This window comes from Vibrio ordalii ATCC 33509 (assembly GCA_000257205.1).
In the GTDB taxonomy this organism is placed as follows: Bacteria; Pseudomonadota; Gammaproteobacteria; order Enterobacterales; family Vibrionaceae; genus Vibrio; species Vibrio ordalii.
This window is the reverse complement of record AEZC01000043.1, coordinates 1-19,715: the sequence shown is the minus strand read 5'-3', so window position 1 is coordinate 19,715 and position 19,715 is coordinate 1. Positions and strand designations below refer to the sequence as shown.

Annotated in this window: 18 protein-coding genes and 1 other annotated feature; of the genes, 15 read left to right on the top strand and 3 right to left on the bottom strand. The window is 45.8% G+C overall.

Going from position 1 to position 19,715, the window contains the following annotated elements:
* Positions 1 to 71 precede the first annotated feature (71 nt).
* The 4 genes from VOR_RS0102935 to cydC all read left to right on the top strand — a co-directional run bounded on the left by VOR_RS0102935 (position 72) and on the right by cydC (position 6,828).
* Positions 72 to 2,096 carry a GGDEF domain-containing protein gene (locus VOR_RS0102935; RefSeq protein ID WP_010318240.1) on the top strand — a complete coding sequence of 675 codons (2,025 nt, stop codon included), beginning with the start codon at positions 72 to 74 and terminating at the stop codon, positions 2,094 to 2,096.
* Positions 2,097 to 2,229: 133 nt separating this feature from the next.
* Complete coding sequence (trxB, locus tag VOR_RS0102930; RefSeq protein ID WP_010318239.1) at positions 2,230 to 3,189, top strand: thioredoxin-disulfide reductase; 960 nt, start codon at positions 2,230 to 2,232, stop codon at positions 3,187 to 3,189.
* A 137-nt stretch (positions 3,190 to 3,326) separates the two neighbouring features.
* Positions 3,327 to 5,114, top strand: a complete 1,788-nt coding sequence (cydD, locus tag VOR_RS0102925) for a heme ABC transporter permease/ATP-binding protein CydD (RefSeq protein WP_010318238.1) — start codon at positions 3,327 to 3,329, stop codon at positions 5,112 to 5,114.
* Complete coding sequence (gene cydC / locus VOR_RS0102920) at positions 5,107 to 6,828, top strand: heme ABC transporter ATP-binding protein/permease CydC (protein WP_010318237.1); 1,722 nt, start codon at positions 5,107 to 5,109, stop codon at positions 6,826 to 6,828. The genes cydD and cydC overlap by 8 nt, the downstream gene beginning before the upstream one ends.
* A gap of 98 nt (positions 6,829 to 6,926) precedes the next feature.
* Here cydC and rluB read toward each other — a convergent pair whose 3' ends face one another.
* From rluB to rnm, 3 genes are all read right to left on the bottom strand, one after another.
* Complete coding sequence (rluB, locus tag VOR_RS0102915) at positions 6,927 to 7,970, bottom strand: 23S rRNA pseudouridine(2605) synthase RluB (RefSeq protein ID WP_010318236.1); 1,044 nt, start codon at positions 7,968 to 7,970, stop codon at positions 6,927 to 6,929.
* A gap of 121 nt (positions 7,971 to 8,091) precedes the next feature.
* Positions 8,092 to 8,712 carry an L-threonylcarbamoyladenylate synthase gene (locus tag VOR_RS0102910; protein ID WP_010318235.1) on the bottom strand — a complete coding sequence of 207 codons (621 nt, stop codon included), beginning with the start codon at positions 8,710 to 8,712 and terminating at the stop codon, positions 8,092 to 8,094.
* A 2-nt stretch (positions 8,713 to 8,714) separates the two neighbouring features.
* Positions 8,715 to 9,587: an RNase RNM gene (gene rnm / locus VOR_RS0102905; protein ID WP_010318234.1), complete on the bottom strand. Its 873-nt coding sequence runs from the start codon at positions 9,585 to 9,587 to the stop codon at positions 8,715 to 8,717.
* A 64-nt stretch (positions 9,588 to 9,651) separates the two neighbouring features.
* Between rnm and trpL2 the strand changes: the two genes are divergently transcribed.
* From trpL2 to VOR_RS16650, 11 genes are all read left to right on the top strand, one after another.
* Positions 9,652 to 9,789 carry a tryptophan operon leader peptide gene (trpL2, locus tag VOR_RS0102900; protein ID WP_010318233.1) on the top strand — a complete coding sequence of 46 codons (138 nt, stop codon included), beginning with the start codon at positions 9,652 to 9,654 and terminating at the stop codon, positions 9,787 to 9,789.
* Positions 9,736 to 9,838, top strand: a sequence feature (Trp leader region). It overlaps the preceding gene by 54 nt.
* A 124-nt stretch (positions 9,839 to 9,962) precedes the next feature.
* Positions 9,963 to 11,528, top strand: coding sequence for an anthranilate synthase component 1 (locus tag VOR_RS0102895; RefSeq protein ID WP_010318232.1), 1,566 nt, complete (start codon positions 9,963 to 9,965; stop codon positions 11,526 to 11,528).
* A 5-nt stretch (positions 11,529 to 11,533) separates the two neighbouring features.
* The gene (locus tag VOR_RS0102890) at positions 11,534 to 12,124 is read left to right on the top strand and encodes an aminodeoxychorismate/anthranilate synthase component II (RefSeq protein ID WP_010318231.1); all 591 of its coding nucleotides are present in this window, start codon (positions 11,534 to 11,536) and stop codon (positions 12,122 to 12,124) included.
* A gap of 20 nt (positions 12,125 to 12,144) precedes the next feature.
* On the top strand, positions 12,145 to 13,143 hold the full coding sequence (gene trpD / locus VOR_RS0102885) for an anthranilate phosphoribosyltransferase (RefSeq protein ID WP_010318230.1): 999 nt from the start codon (positions 12,145 to 12,147) through the stop codon (positions 13,141 to 13,143).
* Between the two features lie 5 nt (positions 13,144 to 13,148).
* Positions 13,149 to 14,558: a bifunctional indole-3-glycerol-phosphate synthase TrpC/phosphoribosylanthranilate isomerase TrpF gene (gene trpCF, locus VOR_RS0102880; protein ID WP_010318229.1), complete on the top strand. Its 1,410-nt coding sequence runs from the start codon at positions 13,149 to 13,151 to the stop codon at positions 14,556 to 14,558.
* Positions 14,559 to 14,687: 129 nt separating this feature from the next.
* On the top strand, positions 14,688 to 15,878 hold the full coding sequence (gene trpB / locus VOR_RS0102875) for a tryptophan synthase subunit beta (protein ID WP_010318228.1): 1,191 nt from the start codon (positions 14,688 to 14,690) through the stop codon (positions 15,876 to 15,878).
* Positions 15,878 to 16,684 carry a tryptophan synthase subunit alpha gene (gene trpA, locus VOR_RS0102870; RefSeq protein WP_010318227.1) on the top strand — a complete coding sequence of 269 codons (807 nt, stop codon included), beginning with the start codon at positions 15,878 to 15,880 and terminating at the stop codon, positions 16,682 to 16,684. The genes trpB and trpA overlap by 1 nt, the downstream gene beginning before the upstream one ends.
* 326 nt (positions 16,685 to 17,010) lie before the next feature.
* Positions 17,011 to 18,276 (top strand): dicarboxylate/amino acid:cation symporter, encoded by a 1,266-nt coding sequence (locus VOR_RS0102860; RefSeq protein ID WP_010318226.1) that lies wholly within the window; start codon positions 17,011 to 17,013, stop codon positions 18,274 to 18,276.
* Between the two features lie 232 nt (positions 18,277 to 18,508).
* Positions 18,509 to 18,760: a hypothetical protein gene (locus tag VOR_RS0102850; protein ID WP_029626835.1), complete on the top strand. Its 252-nt coding sequence runs from the start codon at positions 18,509 to 18,511 to the stop codon at positions 18,758 to 18,760.
* A 102-nt stretch (positions 18,761 to 18,862) separates the two neighbouring features.
* The gene (locus VOR_RS0102845) at positions 18,863 to 19,426 is read left to right on the top strand and encodes a septation protein A (protein WP_010318224.1); all 564 of its coding nucleotides are present in this window, start codon (positions 18,863 to 18,865) and stop codon (positions 19,424 to 19,426) included.
* 119 nt (positions 19,427 to 19,545) lie between these two features.
* The coding region (locus VOR_RS16650) for a hotdog domain-containing protein (RefSeq protein WP_010318223.1) at positions 19,546 to 19,715 on the top strand (170 nt) is incomplete at its 3' end.

Below are 19,715 nucleotides of genomic sequence, written 5' to 3'. Positions count from 1 at the left end.
CACTAATTGATATATTTGACCATTAAAACTTAGTTGAAACATCGCTCAACTGATAAGGAGATCCTCAACCCGTGAACTCTAGTATTAAAGTCACACTGTGGACTTTCATCGCATTAGGTTTCAGTGTAATCAGTGCCTATGCGGCTATGGATCCTAAAGATAAATTTCTCCAAGCATTGGAGGGCATTGAGCAGATCACCTACTCACTACCGATCAAGGCAAAGGCACAAATTAGTGAACTAGAAGAAGACTACATCATATTGTCACAGCCTTCAGCTCTCGTCGTACGTTACTATTTGGCCAAAGCAACTGTGTATGGGCTACTGGAGGAATATGATAGGAGCTTAGAAGCGGCACAATTAGGATTAAAGCGAACAGAGCATACCAACGTTGAAACGCTGACTCTCAAACTAAGAGAGATTCAAGCTTTACGGCACCAAAAAGTCGACGTGTTGCCGAAACTTGACGCACTGTTAGTCGAAGCAGGAAACGATCACAATGCACAAATCAAATCAGAAGTATTACTAGCTAAAAGTCTCTATTACCAAGAGCAAGGCGAGTTTAAAAAATCGTACGCCGCAATAATGACCTCAATTGATACAGCAAAATCCATTGATAACAAAGAGTTAATGGAGAGAATATCTCACGGTCTAGGTCAAATACTGGTTCAGCTACAAGATTTTGATCGTTCACAGCTGTTACTTGAAAATTCCTACAGTTACTTCAAGCAACGTAAAATGTCTTATAGCCAGTTGGTTAGCTTACTCGACATCTATAAAAAATTGCAAGAGTCACGCCATCAAATCACGGCAGCGATCGAAACCTATAAAACCGCACTCAAGCTGGCACAAATACTGGGTGACGGGCGACATCGCTTTCGTATTAACATTGAACTTGCACGGCTTTATCGAGATACCAACAACCGAGATCAAATGCGCTTTTTCTTGAAAAAAACGGAGGAACTGCAGTACCGAGAAAGCCAACCAGGCTACGTTGCCACTTTTCAGCTATTACAAACACAAGATCTATTGGAACAAAAACGCTACGGTGAAGTGATTGAATTTGTAGAACCACTCATTGCGCATATCAAACAAAGATCAAATCTACTTATTCAACAGATAGAGTTGTTAAAAGTAGCAGCACAGGCTTATGCTGGGCAAAACAACTACAAACAAGCCTATGAAACTTATGATTTACGATCGCTCACACTTCGCAATGTTGAACAAGTAGAGAACTTACAGCGACAACAAATGTTGTTTGATCTTGAGCGTCTACAATATGAAAATCAGGATCTAAACTGGAACAACGTACTTCAAAAACTAGAAATTGAAAACCATCAGAAAACGTTTTATCTATTAGGTGAAATTGTCCTTTTCTTGGCTCTTGCATTAATAGGGTTATTGATCATATTTATCTGGGCCAACCGCTCTCGCATCAAAATGGGTATGCTTGCCAAAACGGACACCTTAACTGACTTGTATAATCGACGCTACATGGAGGAACGATTTGCAAAACATCAATCCAAATCTTACCAAAACAGTAGCGAAGCGCTTATTAAACTCGTGCAACGGATTGTGATGTGGCAACAGACTTGGTTCAAAGGTCAACCTTCACTTAAAAAAAACAGCGAACCATTCGATTCAGCGCAATTAGACGAACAGATCCAACATAATGAAGATGCAAAACCGATTAGCCTTATTTTGACCGATGTTGATTATTTTAAAGTCATTAATGACACTTATGGTCACGCTTTCGGTGATCAAGTATTAGTGGAAATCGCCGCTATCTTTAAATCCTCGGTGCGCTCTTCTGATGTTGTCGCCCGCTACGGTGGAGAAGAGTTTCTCATCTTACTACCCGATACTGACTTAGGCATTGCCAGCGAAATTGCCGAAACATTACGCCGGAAAATTGAAGCTCACCATTTTGTAACCGAATCACGAGAATCAGTATCCGTCACTTCGAGTTTTGGCGTGTTGAGCGCAACGAATACGGATTTAGATCTCCAAGCATTGTGTGAAGAAGTCGACCAACTGCTTTATATGGCGAAAGCCAGCGGCCGAAATTGCTTAAAAACACGTTGGCTGACTTATTAGCCAAGTCCCATCATTGCTCAATTTGGCTGTATAACGATTATTTCTAAGCTAGCCGATGTAATCGCTTTAATTGACTCGAAATATTCCCTACAATCGTGTTAAATTTTCGAGCATTTTCGATACTGGAGTCCCCATGAGCAACGTGAAACATTGCAAACTTCTTATTCTTGGTTCAGGCCCGGCTGGTTATACGGCAGCCGTTTACGCAGCTCGCGCTAACCTTAATCCAGTTCTCGTTACCGGTATGCAGCAAGGTGGTCAGTTAACGACCACCACAGAAGTAGAAAACTGGCCAGGAGACGCCGAAGGCCTCACGGGCCCTGCTTTAATGGAACGAATGAAAGAGCATGCCGAGCGCTTTGAAACTGAGATTGTGTTTGATCATATTAATGAAGTTGATTTTTCACAGCGTCCATTCCGCCTTAAAGGTGATAGTGCAGAATATAGCTGCGATGCCCTGATCATTTCAACAGGTGCATCCGCACGTTACCTAGGTTTGGATTCAGAAGAAGCCTTTAAAGGGCGCGGCGTTTCGGCTTGTGCCACTTGCGATGGCTTTTTCTATCGTAACCAAAAAGTTGCAGTCGTCGGCGGTGGCAATACCGCTGTGGAAGAAGCGCTTTATCTATCCAATATCGCGGCACAAGTTCACCTAATCCACCGCCGTGATTCGTTCCGCGCGGAAAAAATTCTGATTAATCGTCTGATGGATAAAGTCGCAAGCGGCAATATAGTGCTACACACTGACCGCACTTTACAGGAAGTGTTAGGCGATGAAACCGGCGTGACGGGTGTTCGTATGCAACACACCCAATCAGAAACTACAGAAGATCTGGATGTGATGGGCGTCTTTATCGCGATTGGTCACAAACCGAATACCGACATGTTTGCTGGCAAGCTAGAGATGAAAGAGGGCTATATCGTGGTCAGATCTGGCCTTGATGGTAATGCAACTCAAACGAGTATTGAAGGTGTGTTTGCTGCTGGTGATGTGATGGATCACAACTATCGCCAAGCGATCACCTCGGCAGGAACGGGTTGTATGGCGGCATTAGATGCAGAGCGCTACCTAGACAGCTTGAACGACAAGTAGACATGAGCGACAAGTAAGCAAAAGGTTGTTTTCCAGTTTTATAACAAAACCCTACAGCCCGGTGGTATATCCATCGGGCTTTATTTTGTATACTAGCGTCCTTCCGTTTACATAATAATTCTCATTAAGCCTTCGAAATGGATAAGAAAAAGCAACGTAGCTTGAATAATTGGCTCAAACAGCAAAGTAAACTGGCAAAACGCTGGTTAATGATTGCTGTTGGCCTTGGCGTATTATCAAGTGTGTTTTTGCTGGCTCAGGCCGCACTCCTCGCCTCCATTCTGCATCAATTGATTATTGAACAAGTTGATAAAACAGAGCTCATTCCCTATTTTCTTGGTTTAGTGGTAACGATTGCCGCACGTGCCGCGTGTGCATGGGGGCGTGAAATTGCGGGTTTTCGCTGCGGAGAGCAGATCCGTATTTATATCCGTCAGTTAATACTGGATAAAGTTCGCGAGTTAGGCCCTGCTTACATTAAAGGTAAGCCTGCCGGTGCATGGGCGACATTGCTGCTTGAGCAAGTTGAAAACATGCAGGATTTTTTTGCGCGCTATTTACCGCAGATGTCATTATCTGTGTTGATCCCATTTATGATTTTGATTGTGGTCTTTCCCGTCAACTGGGCGGCGGGTTTGATCTTCTTAATCACCGCACCCTTAGTACCGCTGTTTATGGCCTTAGTCGGTATGAAAGCAGCTGATGCTAACCGTAAAAATTTCAAAGCACTGCAACGATTATCTGGTCACTTTTATGATCGCCTGCAGTCGATGACTACAATACGTCTATTCAACCGCACACAAGCCGAAGCCAATCAGCTTAAAGGCGCTTCTGAAGTCTTTCGTACTCGCACAATGGATGTATTGAAAATCGCCTTTCTATCATCAGCGGTGTTGGAATTTTTCACCTCGATCTCGATTGCCATCACCGCCGTTTACTTTGGTTTTAGCTTTATTGGTGAGTTGAATTTCGGCTACTACGGTACAGCCGTGACTCTATTTTCCGGCCTATTTATCTTGATCCTTGCGCCTGAGTTTTATCAACCATTACGTGATTTTGGCACCTTTTATCACGCCAAACAACAAGCTGTTGGCGCGGCTGAAAGCATTGTCGAGTTTTTGGAAACCGACATCAGCAAGGTGAAATCAGGATCTATCTCGCTCGACGGTGCACAGCAGATTGACATTGTAGCGCAAGATCTCGAAGTGTTTAGCCCAGAAGGAAAACGCTTGGTCGGCCCAATTTCATTTACGTTAGATAACCATTCAACCACTGCACTTGTCGGGCCAAGCGGTGCAGGTAAAACCAGCTTAGTCAACGCCATTTTAGGCTTCATGCCTTACCAAGGCAGTTTGAAAATCAATGGTATTGAACTAAGCGATCTTGAGCACACCAGCTGGCGTAAGCAGATCAGTTGGGTTGGGCAAAATCCACTATTGGTGCACGGAACCATCGTTGAGAATATCAGCCTCGGCAAGCATGACATGAGTGACGAAGCGCTTCATTCGGCTTTAGATAATGCCTATGCGGCTGAATTTGTCGACAAACATGGTTTGGATTACGCCATCACCGATCGATCTGGTGGATTATCTGTCGGACAAGCTCAGCGAATTGCACTTGCTCGCACGCTGCTACAAAACGGCAATTTTTGGCTACTTGATGAACCAACCGCCAGCTTAGATGCACGCAGCGAACAGTTAGTGATGCAAGGTTTGAACCGCCAAATTCAACACCACACCGCTTTAATCGTGACGCACCAATTAGCACCATTAAAATCGGTGCAACAGATTTTGGTGATGCAAAATGGGGCGATAGTTCAAACAGGCGATTACAATACACTCAGCCAGCAAAAGGGGCTGTTTTCCGATATGTTACAAGCTAATCAAGCGCTTGATGAAGCCAATAAGGGGAACCTTGATGCGTGATCTCATCCCTTACCTTAAATTGTATAAAAAGCACTGGTTTGGTTTATCTCTCGGTATGCTGCTGGCCTTTTTAACCCTGTTTGCCTCGATTGGTCTACTGACCTTATCCGGCTGGTTTTTATCCGCAGCGGCCATTGCTGGCTTAACCATTGCTCGTGAAACATTCAACTACATGCTACCGGGCGCCTTTGTACGTGGCTTTGCCATGGGACGCACTGCAGGACGTTGGGGTGAGCGTGTTGTCAGCCATAATGCTACATTCAAGCTGCTGACGGATCTGCGTATTTTCTTCTTCCAAAAACTCGCGCCACTGATCCCAGGTCGTGTGTCAAACCTCAGAGACGCTGATTTACTCAACCGTCTAGTGGCAGATATCGATGCTATGGATCACGTCTATTTGCGCTTAATCAGCCCAGTAACCGTGGGTGTACTGGGCATTAGTGCGTTAACGGCATTCTTATGTTGGTTCGACCCTGCCATTGGCTTAACCCTTGGTGCAATTCTTCTGACGCTACTGCTCGTGTGGCCAGTCCTCTTTTATAAACTGGGTCAGCGTAATGGTGCCGAGCTCACCCAGCACAAGGCGGATTTGCGTATTGCAACGCTTGACTGGTTGCAAGGCTACAGTGAACTGACCCTGTTTGGTGCAGAAAACCGTTACCGTGAAGCGATTCTTAGCGCGCAGCAAAAATTGCTGGTCAATCAATTGGCTAACGCTCATTTTTCTGGCCTTGCACAAGCACTGCTCATGCTCGCTAATGGCTGGACGCTTGTGTTAGTGATCTGGCTTGCCGCCGATGGTGTGGCAGGTAATCAACCCGACCCGATGATTGCACTGGTGGCTTTTGCAACTATGGCAAGTTTTGAACTGCTGATGCCGATTGCTGGTGCATTTCAACATTTAGGGCAAACACTCACTTCTGCTCGCCGCCTCAACGATATTATTCTGGCTGAGCCTGAAGTCCAATTTCCTACGGCTTTAACTCAGCACTCAGGTCAATTCGATATTGAATTTTCAGACGTAACCTTTCACTATCCTGACAGCAGCCAAGATGTGCTACGCGGTGTCAACCTCCATATTCCCGCAGGGCATCGCGTTGCGATAGTGGGACAAACAGGCTCTGGCAAATCAACCTTAATGCAATTGCTGTCACGCTATTGGGATCCACAGCAAGGCAGCGTCTCCATTGCAGGTACCCACTTAACAGCGTGGAATGAGAGCGAACTTCGCCAAACCATCAGTGTGGTTAGCCAACGTGTAGATGTACTCAATGGCACGCTGCGAGACAACCTCGCGATGGCCAATCCAAGCGCAAACGATCAACAGTTAGCTCACGCCTTAACGCAAGTCGGTTTACATACTCTATTGGATGATCTAGGTTTGGACGCATGGCTGGGTGACGGCGGCCGTCAGCTCTCTGGTGGAGAGAAACGCCGCATCGGTATCGCGCGCGCGCTGCTCCACAACGGTTCAATTTTATTACTCGATGAACCCACGGAAGGCTTGGATAAACAAACCGAGCAGCAAATTCTGGCTCTATTTAAGCAGCATTTTGCGCATAAAACCGTCCTATTTATTACGCACCGTTTGGTCGAGTTAGAAACAATGGATGCTATTTGCCTGATTGAACAAGGTGAAATCGTGGAATACGGTAGCCACCAAGCGTTATTGGCCAAACAAGGCCGCTATTTCCAACTACAGCAAACCTTGTAATGCCGCATCTATTAGTGCGAACGATAATCTACAAAAGAAAAATCCCGAGCTTGGCTCGGGATTTTAATATCAATTAACGGGCAACGAAGAAGTTTCGCTTATCGACGTGGTGCTTTCGATTTGCCAGTTTGAGGCCGACCAGTGCCGCGGCTACCATCTGCACCACTGTTACGGGTACTTGAAGCAGGCTTGCGACGACCAGTGGTTGTGCCATTGGTTGTCGTACCGTTAGTTTTTTTACCATTGGTCGTTGTACCATTGGTCGTACGACTTTTGGGTTTGCCCGTCGTCGTTACGCGCTCTTCATGGCGTTTAACGGCGCGGCGAATTTTTTGGCTACGTGCACGCTCACGAGTACGTGAAGTGTTGTCTTTGCTCAAATCTAGCATCGTCTCTTTTTCAGGACGCAGTTCAACCAATTCACGTAAATAGTTTACATCTTTAAGATCCAGTTCCATCCAACCGCCGCGTGGCAGTTTTTTGTCCAAATAGATCTCGCCATAACGAACCCGTTTCAAACGACTCACGGTAGTATCTTGAGATTCCCAAAGACGACGAACTTCACGGTTACGGCCTTCGTTAATCGCGACGTAGAAAGTATGGTTCATACCTTCACCACCAGCGTAAACGATATCTTCAAAGCGTGCCAAGCCATCTTCTAGCTCAACCCCTTTAACGAGGTTACGCACTTTCTGTTCGTTCACTTCGCCAAAAACACGCACTAAATATTCGCGCTCTACTTGACGACTTGGGTGCATAAGTCGATTGGCCAATTCACCATCGGTAGTAAAGAGAAGTAAGCCTGAGGTGTTGGCATCTAAGCGGCCAACTGAAATCCAACGCGAACCACGAATTTTAGGTAGACGATCAAATACCGTCCGACGGCCTTCGGGATCATGACGGGTACAAAGCTCACCTTCCGGTTTGTAGTAAGCAAGCACTCGACAAATAACTTCTTCTGGCGCTTTAACGGAAACAGCATGTCCATCAATACGCACAACCGCGTTATCATCTTCTAGGCGCTCGCCTAACATAGCTACCTTGCCATTAACACTGACACGTCCTGCTCTAATCAAAGCTTCTAACTCACGACGAGAACCATGACCAGCTCGTGCTAAAACTTTTTGTAACTTTTCGCTCATTTATCTACCTATGTGTCGTCTTCACAGACGTCGAATGAAAAAATGCGACCCCAAAATCGCGGCCGAATAGTATCTCAAATTCTACGCCAAAAAGCACTCGTTTTGATGGCCTACTCAAAAGCTATTCAAAAGGTGTTGGATCGCCCGCTCCCACGCGAGCAATCACCATCTCATCTTCACTAAAATCAATCACTGTCGTCGGCTGCTCACCTAAATAACCACCATTCAAAATCACATCCACTGTATGCTCAAGGCGATCCCGAATCTCTTCAGGATCCGATTCTGTATGGGTGTTGCCGGGCAAAATAAGTGAGGTGGACATCAACGGTTCACCTAACGCTTCAAGTAAATCAAGTGCAATACGGTTATTAGGCACGCGGATACCGATCGTCTTACGCTTCGCATTCATCAACCGTCGTGGTACTTCTTTAGTCCCTTTGAAAATAAACGTATAAGGGCCAGGTGTATTATTCTTTAGCAAGCGAAAAGCGGTATTATCCACACGCGCATAAAAAGAGAGCTCTGACAAATCACGGCACAGCAAGGTAAAATTATGCTTATCATCAAGACGGCGGATTTGGCAAATACGCTCTAACGCTTGTTTATTTTCTAACTGGCAACCTAGCGCATAACCAGAATCCGTTGGGTACACAACAACCCCGCCATTGCGGATAATGGCAACCGCTTGTGTGATCAAGCGAGTCTGCGGGTTTTCTGGATGAACGTAAAAAAACTGACTCATTGTCATTCCTCATTGTCGAGTCTCTCGACTCTATCTATGGATCTTAAGCTCCAATCTTTCCAGACAGGATCGATGCCGGAAGGCAACCAAAGATTTCGCCCCAGTTCCATCCAAGGTGAGGGGTAATGAAAGTCACTGCCTTGAGAAGCTAACAGTTTGTATTGTATAGCATAATCGGCCAAGATGCGTCTTTCTTGTGGTGCTTGTTGTGGTTGCGCCACTTCCATTGCATCACCACCCGCTTCCACAAACGCCGTTATTAAGCGCTTGAGCCACTTAGCCGTCAAGTCATATCGTCCAGGATGCGCTAATACCGCTTGGCCACCAGCGGCGTGTATTGCTTCAACGGCATCGGCCATCGAGCACCAACTCGGTGGTACATACCCAGGATTATCGCGGGTGAGAAACTTTTTGAACACCTGCTGCATGTTCTTCGCAAAACCCTGTTCAACCAGCCATTTTGCGAAATGCGCACGAGTAATCGGTGCGTCGCCAGCGATCGCTTGCACCTCTTCTAACACCCCTTCACGTGTCACTTTTTGCAATCGTTGTGCAATCAATTGTGCGCGCTGCACACGATGTGCCTTTTGCTGCTCAATTAACTGCTGCAGAGCTTGAGCGTTTGAGTCGATGTTGAGCCCAACAATATGAATATCTTTATTTTGCCAAACCGTGGAAATCTCGATGCCATCTATCAAAGTGATGGGTAATTGTTGCTGATTAATATAGTCATGAGCAATAGTTAATGCATCAGTCGTATCGTGATCAGTGATTGCCAATACCTCAATATCAAAGCTTAGCGCCCTATCGATTAACGCTTGCGGCGATAACCTGCCATCTGAAGAAGTGGTGTGGCTATGTAGATCAATTCTCATAATTTTATTTTGGCCATCTTTTAGGCTTGACTTTTTACTCTCGCACTAGTTAACTAGTACACAAATGCAAGGCACGTATTTGAGGTTGACCATGTTACAAGAATTTAACCAAAACCATAATCACAATTTAAGCGCAGCTTCATCTGAGCTCAATTGGTGGCACACTTGGACAAGTTCTTGGTGGGCAACCGTGTACTTTTAAAATAGAACACGAATTCACAAAGCCCGCCTCAATGAGCGGGCTTTTTATTTTGTCGAATAGCTCACATTACATTGCACAATAAAACAGCGAAACCCCCAAAGTGAAGATTGGGTCTCTAAGAGGATTATGCGAGTATGGACGACAGGAACATTAAAATTCATCAAGGAGGTCTTGTGAATAAGACCATTGAAATTAAAAACTTAGGCCAAATTGACGTAATCAATATGTCCGTGCCTTATACCCAAGATCCAACTCGTCTATTTCATACCCTATGTGAGTCAAAAACAGATTGTTTGCTATTAGAGTCAGCTGAGATCGACTCAAAACAGGATCTAAAAAGTCTATTATTGATTGATGCTGCCGTGCGTATCATCTGCTTTGGTCACGGTGTCGCTTTCCATGCCTTGACAGACAATGGTCAGCAACTCATCAAACATCTACAGCGTAATATTAAAGCGGATATTGAACATCAGTTACAACAAAATACCTTAACGCTTCAATTTCAAGCACCATGCGACACGCTAGACGAAGATTCTCGCCTACGCGAAGCCTCTTCTTTTGATGCACTACGTCTCGTGCAGCACAGTTTCGACCTTAGTCACCACGATAAGTATGCTCTTTTCCTTGGCGGCTTATTTGCCTACGATCTGGTGGCCAACTTCGAACCACTAGGCGATGCCAGCACAACTAACCAGTGCCCGGACTACGTTTTTTATATCGCGGAAACCTTGTTGGTGATTGACCATAAAACTGAGCATTGTCAGTTGCAAGCCAGTGTTTTTAACCCCACGCCAACAATGCGTGAAACATTAATTACTCGTTTACAAGAGATCGCGCAGCAATGTGCCGCACCCAAATTACTACCGCCAGCCAAAACCGTAGCTAACGTAAGCGTGACAACGAATATTTCTGACCAAGAGTTTTGCAAGACCGTTCAAGCGTTAAAAGAATTTGTCGTGAAAGGCGATGTTTTTCAGGTGGTCCCTTCTCGCCGATTTACTCTACCTTGCCCTTCACCACTTGCTGCTTATAAAAAACTGAAAGAGAGCAACCCAAGCCCTTACATGTTTTATATGCAAGACGAACGCTTTACTCTGTTTGGCGCATCTCCTGAAAGTGCATTGAAATATGCCACCGAGACCAACCAGATTGAGATTTACCCTATCGCAGGGACTCGCCGTCGTGGTAAACGCGCCGATGGTTCAATTGATTTTGATTTAGATAGCCGCATTGAACTAGAGCTGCGTTGCGACAAAAAAGAGAACGCGGAACACATGATGTTGGTCGACCTTGCGCGTAACGATGTCGCACGTATTGCACAAGCAGGAACGCGCCACGTCGCTGATTTATTGAAAGTGGATCGCTACAGTCACGTTATGCATTTGGTTTCTCGAGTGGTGGGTCAACTCCGAAGCGATCTCGATGCACTGCACGCTTACCAAGCCTGCATGAATATGGGCACACTCACTGGTGCGCCGAAAATTCGCGCCATGCAGCTTATCCGTAACGTGGAAAAAGCCCGCCGTGGCAGTTACGGTGGCGCGGTTGGCTACCTTACCGGGGAAGGCGATTTAGATACTTGCATCGTAATCCGCTCGGCTTATGTCGAACAGGGTATTGCGCAAGTTCAAGCGGGCGCTGGGGTCGTTTATGATTCAGACCCTCAATCGGAAGCCGACGAGACACGCGGTAAAGCACAAGCCGTGATCTCTGCAATTCAAGCCGCGCATCAGGAGTAGCAGACATGGCCAACATTATTTTTATCGATAACTTTGATTCCTTTACCTACAACCTTGTGGATCAATTTCGCTCACTTGGCCATACAGTGACGATTTATCGTAACCACATCGCCGCACAGAACATTGAACAAGCGGTCTTTCAATTGGATAACCCGCTGCTGCTGCTTTCTCCCGGACCGGGCGCGCCCGCAGACGCGGGATGCATGCCACAATTAATCCAACGCCTTAAGGGCAAAGTGCCGATCATTGGCATCTGTTTAGGTCACCAAGCGATTGTTGAAGCTTACGGCGGCACCGTCGCGGGTGCTGGCGAAATTATCCATGGCAAAATATCGATGATGGAACACCAAGATCACCGTATTTACCAACAGCTACCGTCACCACTAGCCATTGCTCGTTATCATTCCCTAGTGGCTATTGAAGTTCCGGATAGTTTAACCATCACGGCAGAGGTCGATGGGCTCGTGATGTCTGTGGTGCAAGAGCAAGATAAAGTGTGCGGCTTTCAATTTCATCCAGAGTCCATCATGACTACTCATGGCGCAGCATTGCTTGCCAATGCGATCGATTGGGCTTTAGAAAAAAGCACCCACTAACGGATTTATAGGGATATTTTATGGAAAACATCATTAATAAACTTTACGCGCAGCAGTCGCTCTCGCAAGCAGAAAGCCAGCAACTGTTTGATGTCATCATCCGTGGTGAACTCGACTCTATTTTGATGGCGGCGGTATTGACGGCACTGAAAATCAAAGGTGAAACACCCGATGAAATTGCCGGCGCAGCCAAAGCATTATTGGCTAACGCGGCCCCGTTTCCAAGGCCAGACTATGATTTTGCAGACATAGTCGGTACTGGTGGTGATGGCTCAAATACTTTTAATATTTCAACCACCGCAGCATTTGTTGCTGCTGCCTGTGGCGTAAAAATTGCCAAACATGGTAATCGTGGAGTATCAAGCAAATCTGGCTCTTCTGATCTACTGGATCCATTTGGTATTAACCTTGCGATGAGCGCTGAAAATACTCGCCAAGCCATCGATGACTTGGGCGTCGCTTTCCTATTTGCGCCGCAATATCACGGTGGCGTGCGTCATGCGATGCCCGTGCGCCAAACCATGAAAACGCGCACTATCTTCAATATATTAGGACCGCTGATTAACCCCGCTCGCCCCAACATTGAACTGATGGGTGTTTACAGTAAAGAACTGGTTCTGCCTATTGCCCAAACCATGTTACAAATGGGATTGAAACGTGCAGCGGTCGTTCATGGCAGTGGTTTAGATGAAGTGGCAATTCATGGTGAAACCTTAGTGGCTGAAATTCGTGATGGACAGATCATCGAATACACCTTAACACCTAAAGATTTTGGTGTTGAAAGCTACCCACTCGAAGCCATTCAAGGTGGTGAGCCTGCGGAGAATCGCGCCATTATTACCAACCTGCTGACAGGGAAAGGCACGCCAGCGCAACTGGCTGCCGTCGCTGTCAATGTGGCGCTGCTGCTGCGTCTTTTTGGCCAAGAAGATCTCAAAGCCAATACACAACAGGCCATTAGTGTAATGAACTCGGGTAAAGCCTATCAGCTTGTCCAACAACTGGCACAAAGAGGTTAAGCCCCATGCCTGAGCAACTTTCTGACCACATTTCAACCCAACATACTCAAATGGCTGAAGTGTTGGCCAAAATCGTCAATGACAAATATGAATGGGTCGAGCAGCGTAAAGCGCAGCAACCATTGGGCAGCTTCGAACATTTATTAAACGCATCAGATCGCTCGTTTTATGATGCGTTAAATACGGGTAAAACCGCTTTTATTTTGGAGTGTAAAAAAGCGTCACCTTCCAAAGGGCTCATTCGCCAAGATTTTGATTTGGATTATATCGCCTCGGTTTACCATCAATATGCAGACGCCATTTCAGTTTTGACTGATGAAAAATATTTCCAAGGCAACCTCGAATTTCTGCCACGCGTTCGCGCGCAAGTGAGCCAACCTGTGATTTGCAAAGACTTCATGGTTGATGTTTATCAGGTTTATTTGGCTCGTCACTACAACGCAGATGCCATTTTATTGATGCTGTCCGTCCTTGATGATCAGCACTATCAAATGCTAGCCAATGTGGCTCACCAACTGGGTATGGGTATTTTAACCGAAGTGAGCAATGAGGAAGAGCTGCACCGGGCAGTCGCCCTGCAAGCCAAAGTTATTGGCATTAATAACCGCAACTTGCGCGATCTCTCAACCGATCTCAATCGCACTAAACAGCTGGCACCTTTACTCCCAGAAGGAACCATGATCATCTCGGAGTCTGGCATTTATACTCACCAACAAGTACGTGAACTTTCGCAATACGCCAACGGATTTTTAATCGGCAGCTCGTTAATGGCCGAACAAAATTTAGAGCTAGCGGTACGCAAAGTGACGCTCGGCGAAAACAAAGTGTGCGGCTTAACTCATGCTGACGATGCGGCCAAAGCCTATCAAGCTGGAGCCGTGTTTGGTGGCTTAATTTTTGTGCCGCAATCCAAACGTTATATTGATTTAGACAATGCACGTTTGACCATGAGCGGCGCGCCGCTGCGCTACGTGGGCGTGTTTCAAAATCACACCATTGAAGCTATTACGCAGATTGCTACGACATTAAAACTCTTCGCGGTGCAACTGCATGGCGAAGAAGATCAAGCCTATGTTGACCAATTGAGAGCTCACTTACCTAGCCAGATTGAAATCTGGAAAGCTTATGGCGTGAGCGACTGCCTGCCGACCAAACTTGAGCGCCACATTGACCGTCATTTATTCGATGCCAAAGTAGGAACGCAATCTGGCGGCACTGGCCAACGTTTTGACTGGCAATTACTAACCGAGGTAAACGATGTCATGTTGGCGGGTGGCTTATCCCCTGAAAATGCTCAGCAAGCAGCAAACATCGGTTGTTTAGGGCTCGATCTCAATTCAGGTGTTGAAAGCGAACCGGGGAAAAAAGACTTACACAAGCTGACCCTAGCGTTCGACGCTATTCGGCAGTACTAACACTAAATCGATTCCCATTGACTTGAAAAGCGAGTGACTCCCAGCCGCAAGGTCAAGTAGCAAGGGATAACAACAGATTCATTACCGCTGAATCACTCAGCAGTAACACAGAGACTAAGGATACGAATCATGGCAAAACTCGATGCCTATTTTGGCGAATACGGTGGTCAATACGTGCCACAAATTTTAGTACCAGCGCTTGACCAATTGGAACAAGCTTTTATTGATGCGCAGGAAGATCCTGAATTTCGTGCTGAATTCATGACGTTACTACAAGAATACGCTGGCCGCCCAACGGCGCTAACTTTGACACGAAACCTCACGAAAGGCACAAAAACCAAATTGTACTTAAAGCGTGAAGATTTATTGCACGGCGGCGCGCACAAAACTAACCAAGTACTTGGTCAGGCACTGCTTGCTAAGCGTATGGGTAAACATGAAATTATTGCCGAAACAGGCGCAGGGCAACATGGTGTTGCAACAGCGTTGGCCTGCGCACTACTGGGGCTAAAATGTCGCGTTTATATGGGCGCAAAAGATGTTGAACGCCAAAGCCCCAACGTGTTTCGTATGAAGCTGATGGGCGCAGAAGTGATCCCCGTTCATTCAGGATCAGCAACACTTAAAGATGCGTGCAATGAAGCGCTACGTGACTGGTCTGCCACCTATGAAACCACCCACTATTTATTAGGTACAGCAGCGGGTCCTCACCCATTTCCAACCATAGTCCGTGAATTTCAACGCATGATTGGCGAAGAAACGAAACTGCAAATTTTGGCTCGCGAAGGTCGTTTACCAGATGCGGTGCTTGCTTGTGTCGGCGGCGGTTCGAACGCGATTGGTATGTTTGCTGACTTTATTGAAGAAAAGAGTGTCCGTTTGATTGGCATTGAGCCAGCAGGAAAAGGCATTCATACCCACCAGCATGGCGCGCCATTAAAGCACGGCAAGACAGGTATTTTCTTCGGTATGAAATCACCTTTGATGCAAGATGAAAACGGGCAAGTGGAAGAGTCTTACTCGGTGTCCGCTGGGCTTGATTTCCCTTCTGTTGGCCCTCAGCACGCTCATCTTTATGCGACAGGCCGCGCTGAGTACGAAAGCATTACCGATGACGAAGCACTCGATGCTTTCCAATCGATCGCACGTAACGAAGGCATTATTCCCGCGCTGGAATCATCACATGCGGTTGCTTACGCCGTGAAGATGGCGTATGCCGAGCCAGAAAAAGAGCAGTTATTGGTCGTGAATCTATCCGGTCGCGGCGATAAAGATATCTTCACCGTCCATAAACTATTAGAAGAGAAAGGAGCGCTGTAATGGATCGCTATCAAACCCTATTTCAGCGTTTAGCTGACAACAATCAAGGTGCGTTTGTTCCATTTGTGACCATCGGGGACCCAGATCCAGAGCAATCTCTGCGCATCATGCAAACGCTAGTGGAAGCAGGAGCAGACGCATTAGAACTCGGTATCCCTTTCTCTGATCCGCTCGCTGATGGCCCAACCATCCAAGGGGCGAATATTCGTGCACTGGATGCCGGGACGACTCCAGATATCTGCTTTGAGTTGATCACAAAAATTCGCGCGCAATATCCCGACCTGCCTATCGGACTACTCATGTATGCCAACCTCGTTTACTCACGCGGCATCGAAAACTTCTACCAACGCTGTAAAAATGCAGGTGTGGATTCAGTATTGATCGCCGATGTTCCGACTAATGAAAGCCGTGAATTTGTCGCGGCGGCAGACAAATACGGGATTCAACCTATTTTCATCGCACCACCCACCGCCAGTGATGAGACCCTAACAGCGGTCGCCAAACTTGGCCGTGGCTATACTTATCTACTGTCCCGATCCGGTGTGACAGGAGCAGAAACAAAAGCCAACATGCCAGTACATGCCTTGTTGGAAAGACTGAACCAATTTAATGCCCCACCCGCATTGCTTGGGTTTGGCATATCAGAACCTGAGCAAGTCAAACAGGCCATCGCTGCAGGTGCCGCTGGTGCAATATCGGGCTCCGCAGTGGTGAAAATTATTGAGCAGCAGCTTAATCAGCCAGATGAAATGTTAACGACTCTCAGCCATTTCGTATCCAGCATGAAAGCAGCGACGTTGAAATAAATGGGCTAACACCAAACACTAACAAGGTCTATTTCTCAGTCAAAACAAGAAATCGACCTTTTCTTTAACATTTACACTACACCAAATTCATTCACCGAGCGCAAAAAAACCATCGGTTAAATTGACAAAACAAATAGCAAACGTTTTCTTTTTGCAAAAACCACGTTTCATGTCAATAAACTATCAATAATGTTATCAGTTCGCCTTAATCTCATATTGATAAATGTAAAATATCCGTGTAAAAAGCTAATCGAAATATTTATCCACCGATTGATATTTATGGAGTGGGTAACACTAGGAATTTACAATTAATTAGCACAGAGGTTATGGAAGTGTTAAACAAAAAGAGTTTGTTAAGCAACATTGGCGTGCAAGTCGTCATTGCAATGATCATTGGTACTGCCGTTGGTGCCATGATGGGACACGATGCGGCCGTCTTTTCGCCACTGGGTGTCATTTTTATCAACCTAATTAAGATGCTGGTGATCCCACTGGTGGCCGTTGCGCTTATTTCCGGTGCTGCGGGCCTTGGTAATAGCCACGCCGCAGGTAAAGTCGGTTTTATCACGCTCAGCTTTTTTGCGGTCACATCAGCCTTAGCCGTAGCCTTGGCACTGGTTATGGGCGAAATTTTCCAACCCGGTATCGGCATCGATATTTCGGGTGTTGAAAGTATGTTTTCTGCCGAATATGCAGCAAAAGGTGAACTACCTACTTTTTGGGCAACCATTACGGGTATGATCCCAACCAACGTTTTCCAGTCACTGAATAATGCCAACATTCTGCAAATCCTTGTTTTTTGCTTATTCTTTGGCATCGCTATTTCTAAACAGAGTAAAGAAAAACGTGACCCGATCATCAATGGCGTCAATACCATTGTTGATGCCATGGTGTGGATGATCAACAAAGTCATGATCATCGCGCCTATCGGTGTATTCGGTTTGATGGCTGAAGCTGTCGGCACGTTTGGTTTCGACGCATTAATGGTGGTGTTTAAGCTGTTTGTGGTTTATGTCGCGGCCATTTTAATTTTCGGCTTTATTGCTTATCCATTAATGATCCAGCTATTCACTAAGACATCGGCTAAGAAGTTTATCCTTGCGATGAAAAAGCCTCAAGCCGTAGCCCTTTCAACCGCGTCATCAATGGCGACACTCCCTGTCACTATGGATACCGTCGAACACGACCTTGGCGTACGCAACTCAACGGCCGCCTTTGTTCTGCCGTTAGGTGCTACCATCAACATGTCTGGCAACGCCATCTATTATGGTTTAGTTGCAATTTTCTTCGCCCAACTATTCAATATCGATCTCTCGATGGGCGCTTACATTGCCATCATCGTAACAGCGACACTCGGCGCAGTAGGTCAGGCTGGTGTTCCTGGCCCTTCTTTTCTTGTAGTCGCGGTTTTACTGGCTGCTGGAATTCCAATTGAAGGTTTGCCACTACTGTTCGCTCTTGACCGTATCTTCGACATGATCCGTACCGCGCTCAACATCACAGGTGACGCCGCATGTGCCGTTATTGTTGATGCTTTGATTGAAGAAGAAGAAGAAGCCACTGAGGCCTCATTGAAGCAGCAAAAAGCCTAACTCATCACAGAGCATCATTGATCCAATACAAGCCGCATCCTATGCGGCTTGTATTTTTTTGCATCGCAATTTGCAAAAAAAACAAGTTTTCATACTAAAGTTAATCATTAAAGCACCCTATGACTGACGATAAAGTTGGCATTGCGATTGCTTTAATAAACAACACCTCTTTCGTGCACATAATGGCAGCGATCTTTATGTCATTGACGCGAATCGACTTGGAGTATGAGCAATAGATATTCATCGCGACACTTATTACAGTTTGATTCACTATGGGATCCGTGAGTTAGTTATCGATCGCATCGGTCATTTCAATGAATTCGAATACCACCAGTATCTCGACCTCATAACAGGTAAAGACTCATGCTTTTCTATGACCGATGAAGAGCTACAGACAGCGGTCGCTAATTTGAAAAGTGAAGGTTATCTAGAAGATATCAAACAAGCGATACCACAACTTGAAACCAGCGGTTGGGAACGTTGAGCCTTGCCCAGTTAATTTGTTGCGTATTACCTCTTTCTATTTAGCTATGGCGCGCTTTTCGTTAGACTGTGCACAACATTTAAATCGGAAGCATCAACAATAATGAAACAACTCATTGATTTTATACCACTGATTATCTTCTTTGCCCTCTTCAAAATGTACGACATCTATGTCGCCACAGGAGCACTTATCGTAGCCAGTGCAATACAAATTGCCCTAACCTACACACTGTATAAGAAAGTTGAAAAAATGCAGATCATCACGTTTTTGATGGTGACCATCTTCGGTGGTATGACGATTTTCTTTCACGATGATAATTTCATTAAATGGAAGGTCACTATTGTTTACGTTGCTTTTGCATTGGGCTTGACCATCAGCCACATCATGGGTAAATCAGCCATTAAAGGAATGCTTGGCAAGGAGCTAACCTTACCTGAACACGTATGGACAAAAATCAACTGGGCGTGGGTTTTCTTTTTCAGCGTTTGTGCTGTACTAAACATCTACATTGCATATCAACTGCCATTGGATGTTTGGGTCAACTTCAAAGTATTTGGCTTATTAGCCGCGACTTTTGTTTATACCTTATTAACGGGCGTTTTTATTTACAAACATCTACCAAAAGAGAAACCCGTTTCCGATAGCTCCCCCTCACAAGATCATTGAGCATATTGACCTTATTACAAGGACTCTTATGAGTGCAAAAAGGTCAGTTTTCGCTATAATACGCCTCTATTTTTCAGCGACCACTTTGGTCGCTGTTTTGTTGTTATGGATGTCGAAAAATGAATCAGGAAAATAGCGCCCCAAGAGGCCAATTATTGCTACGCACTTTAGCCATGCCAGCAGATACTAACGCCAACGGTGACATTTTCGGCGGTTGGATCATGTCTCAACTCGACTTGGCTGGCGCAATTTTAGCCAAAGAGATCTCATTTGGCCGCGTTGTCACTGT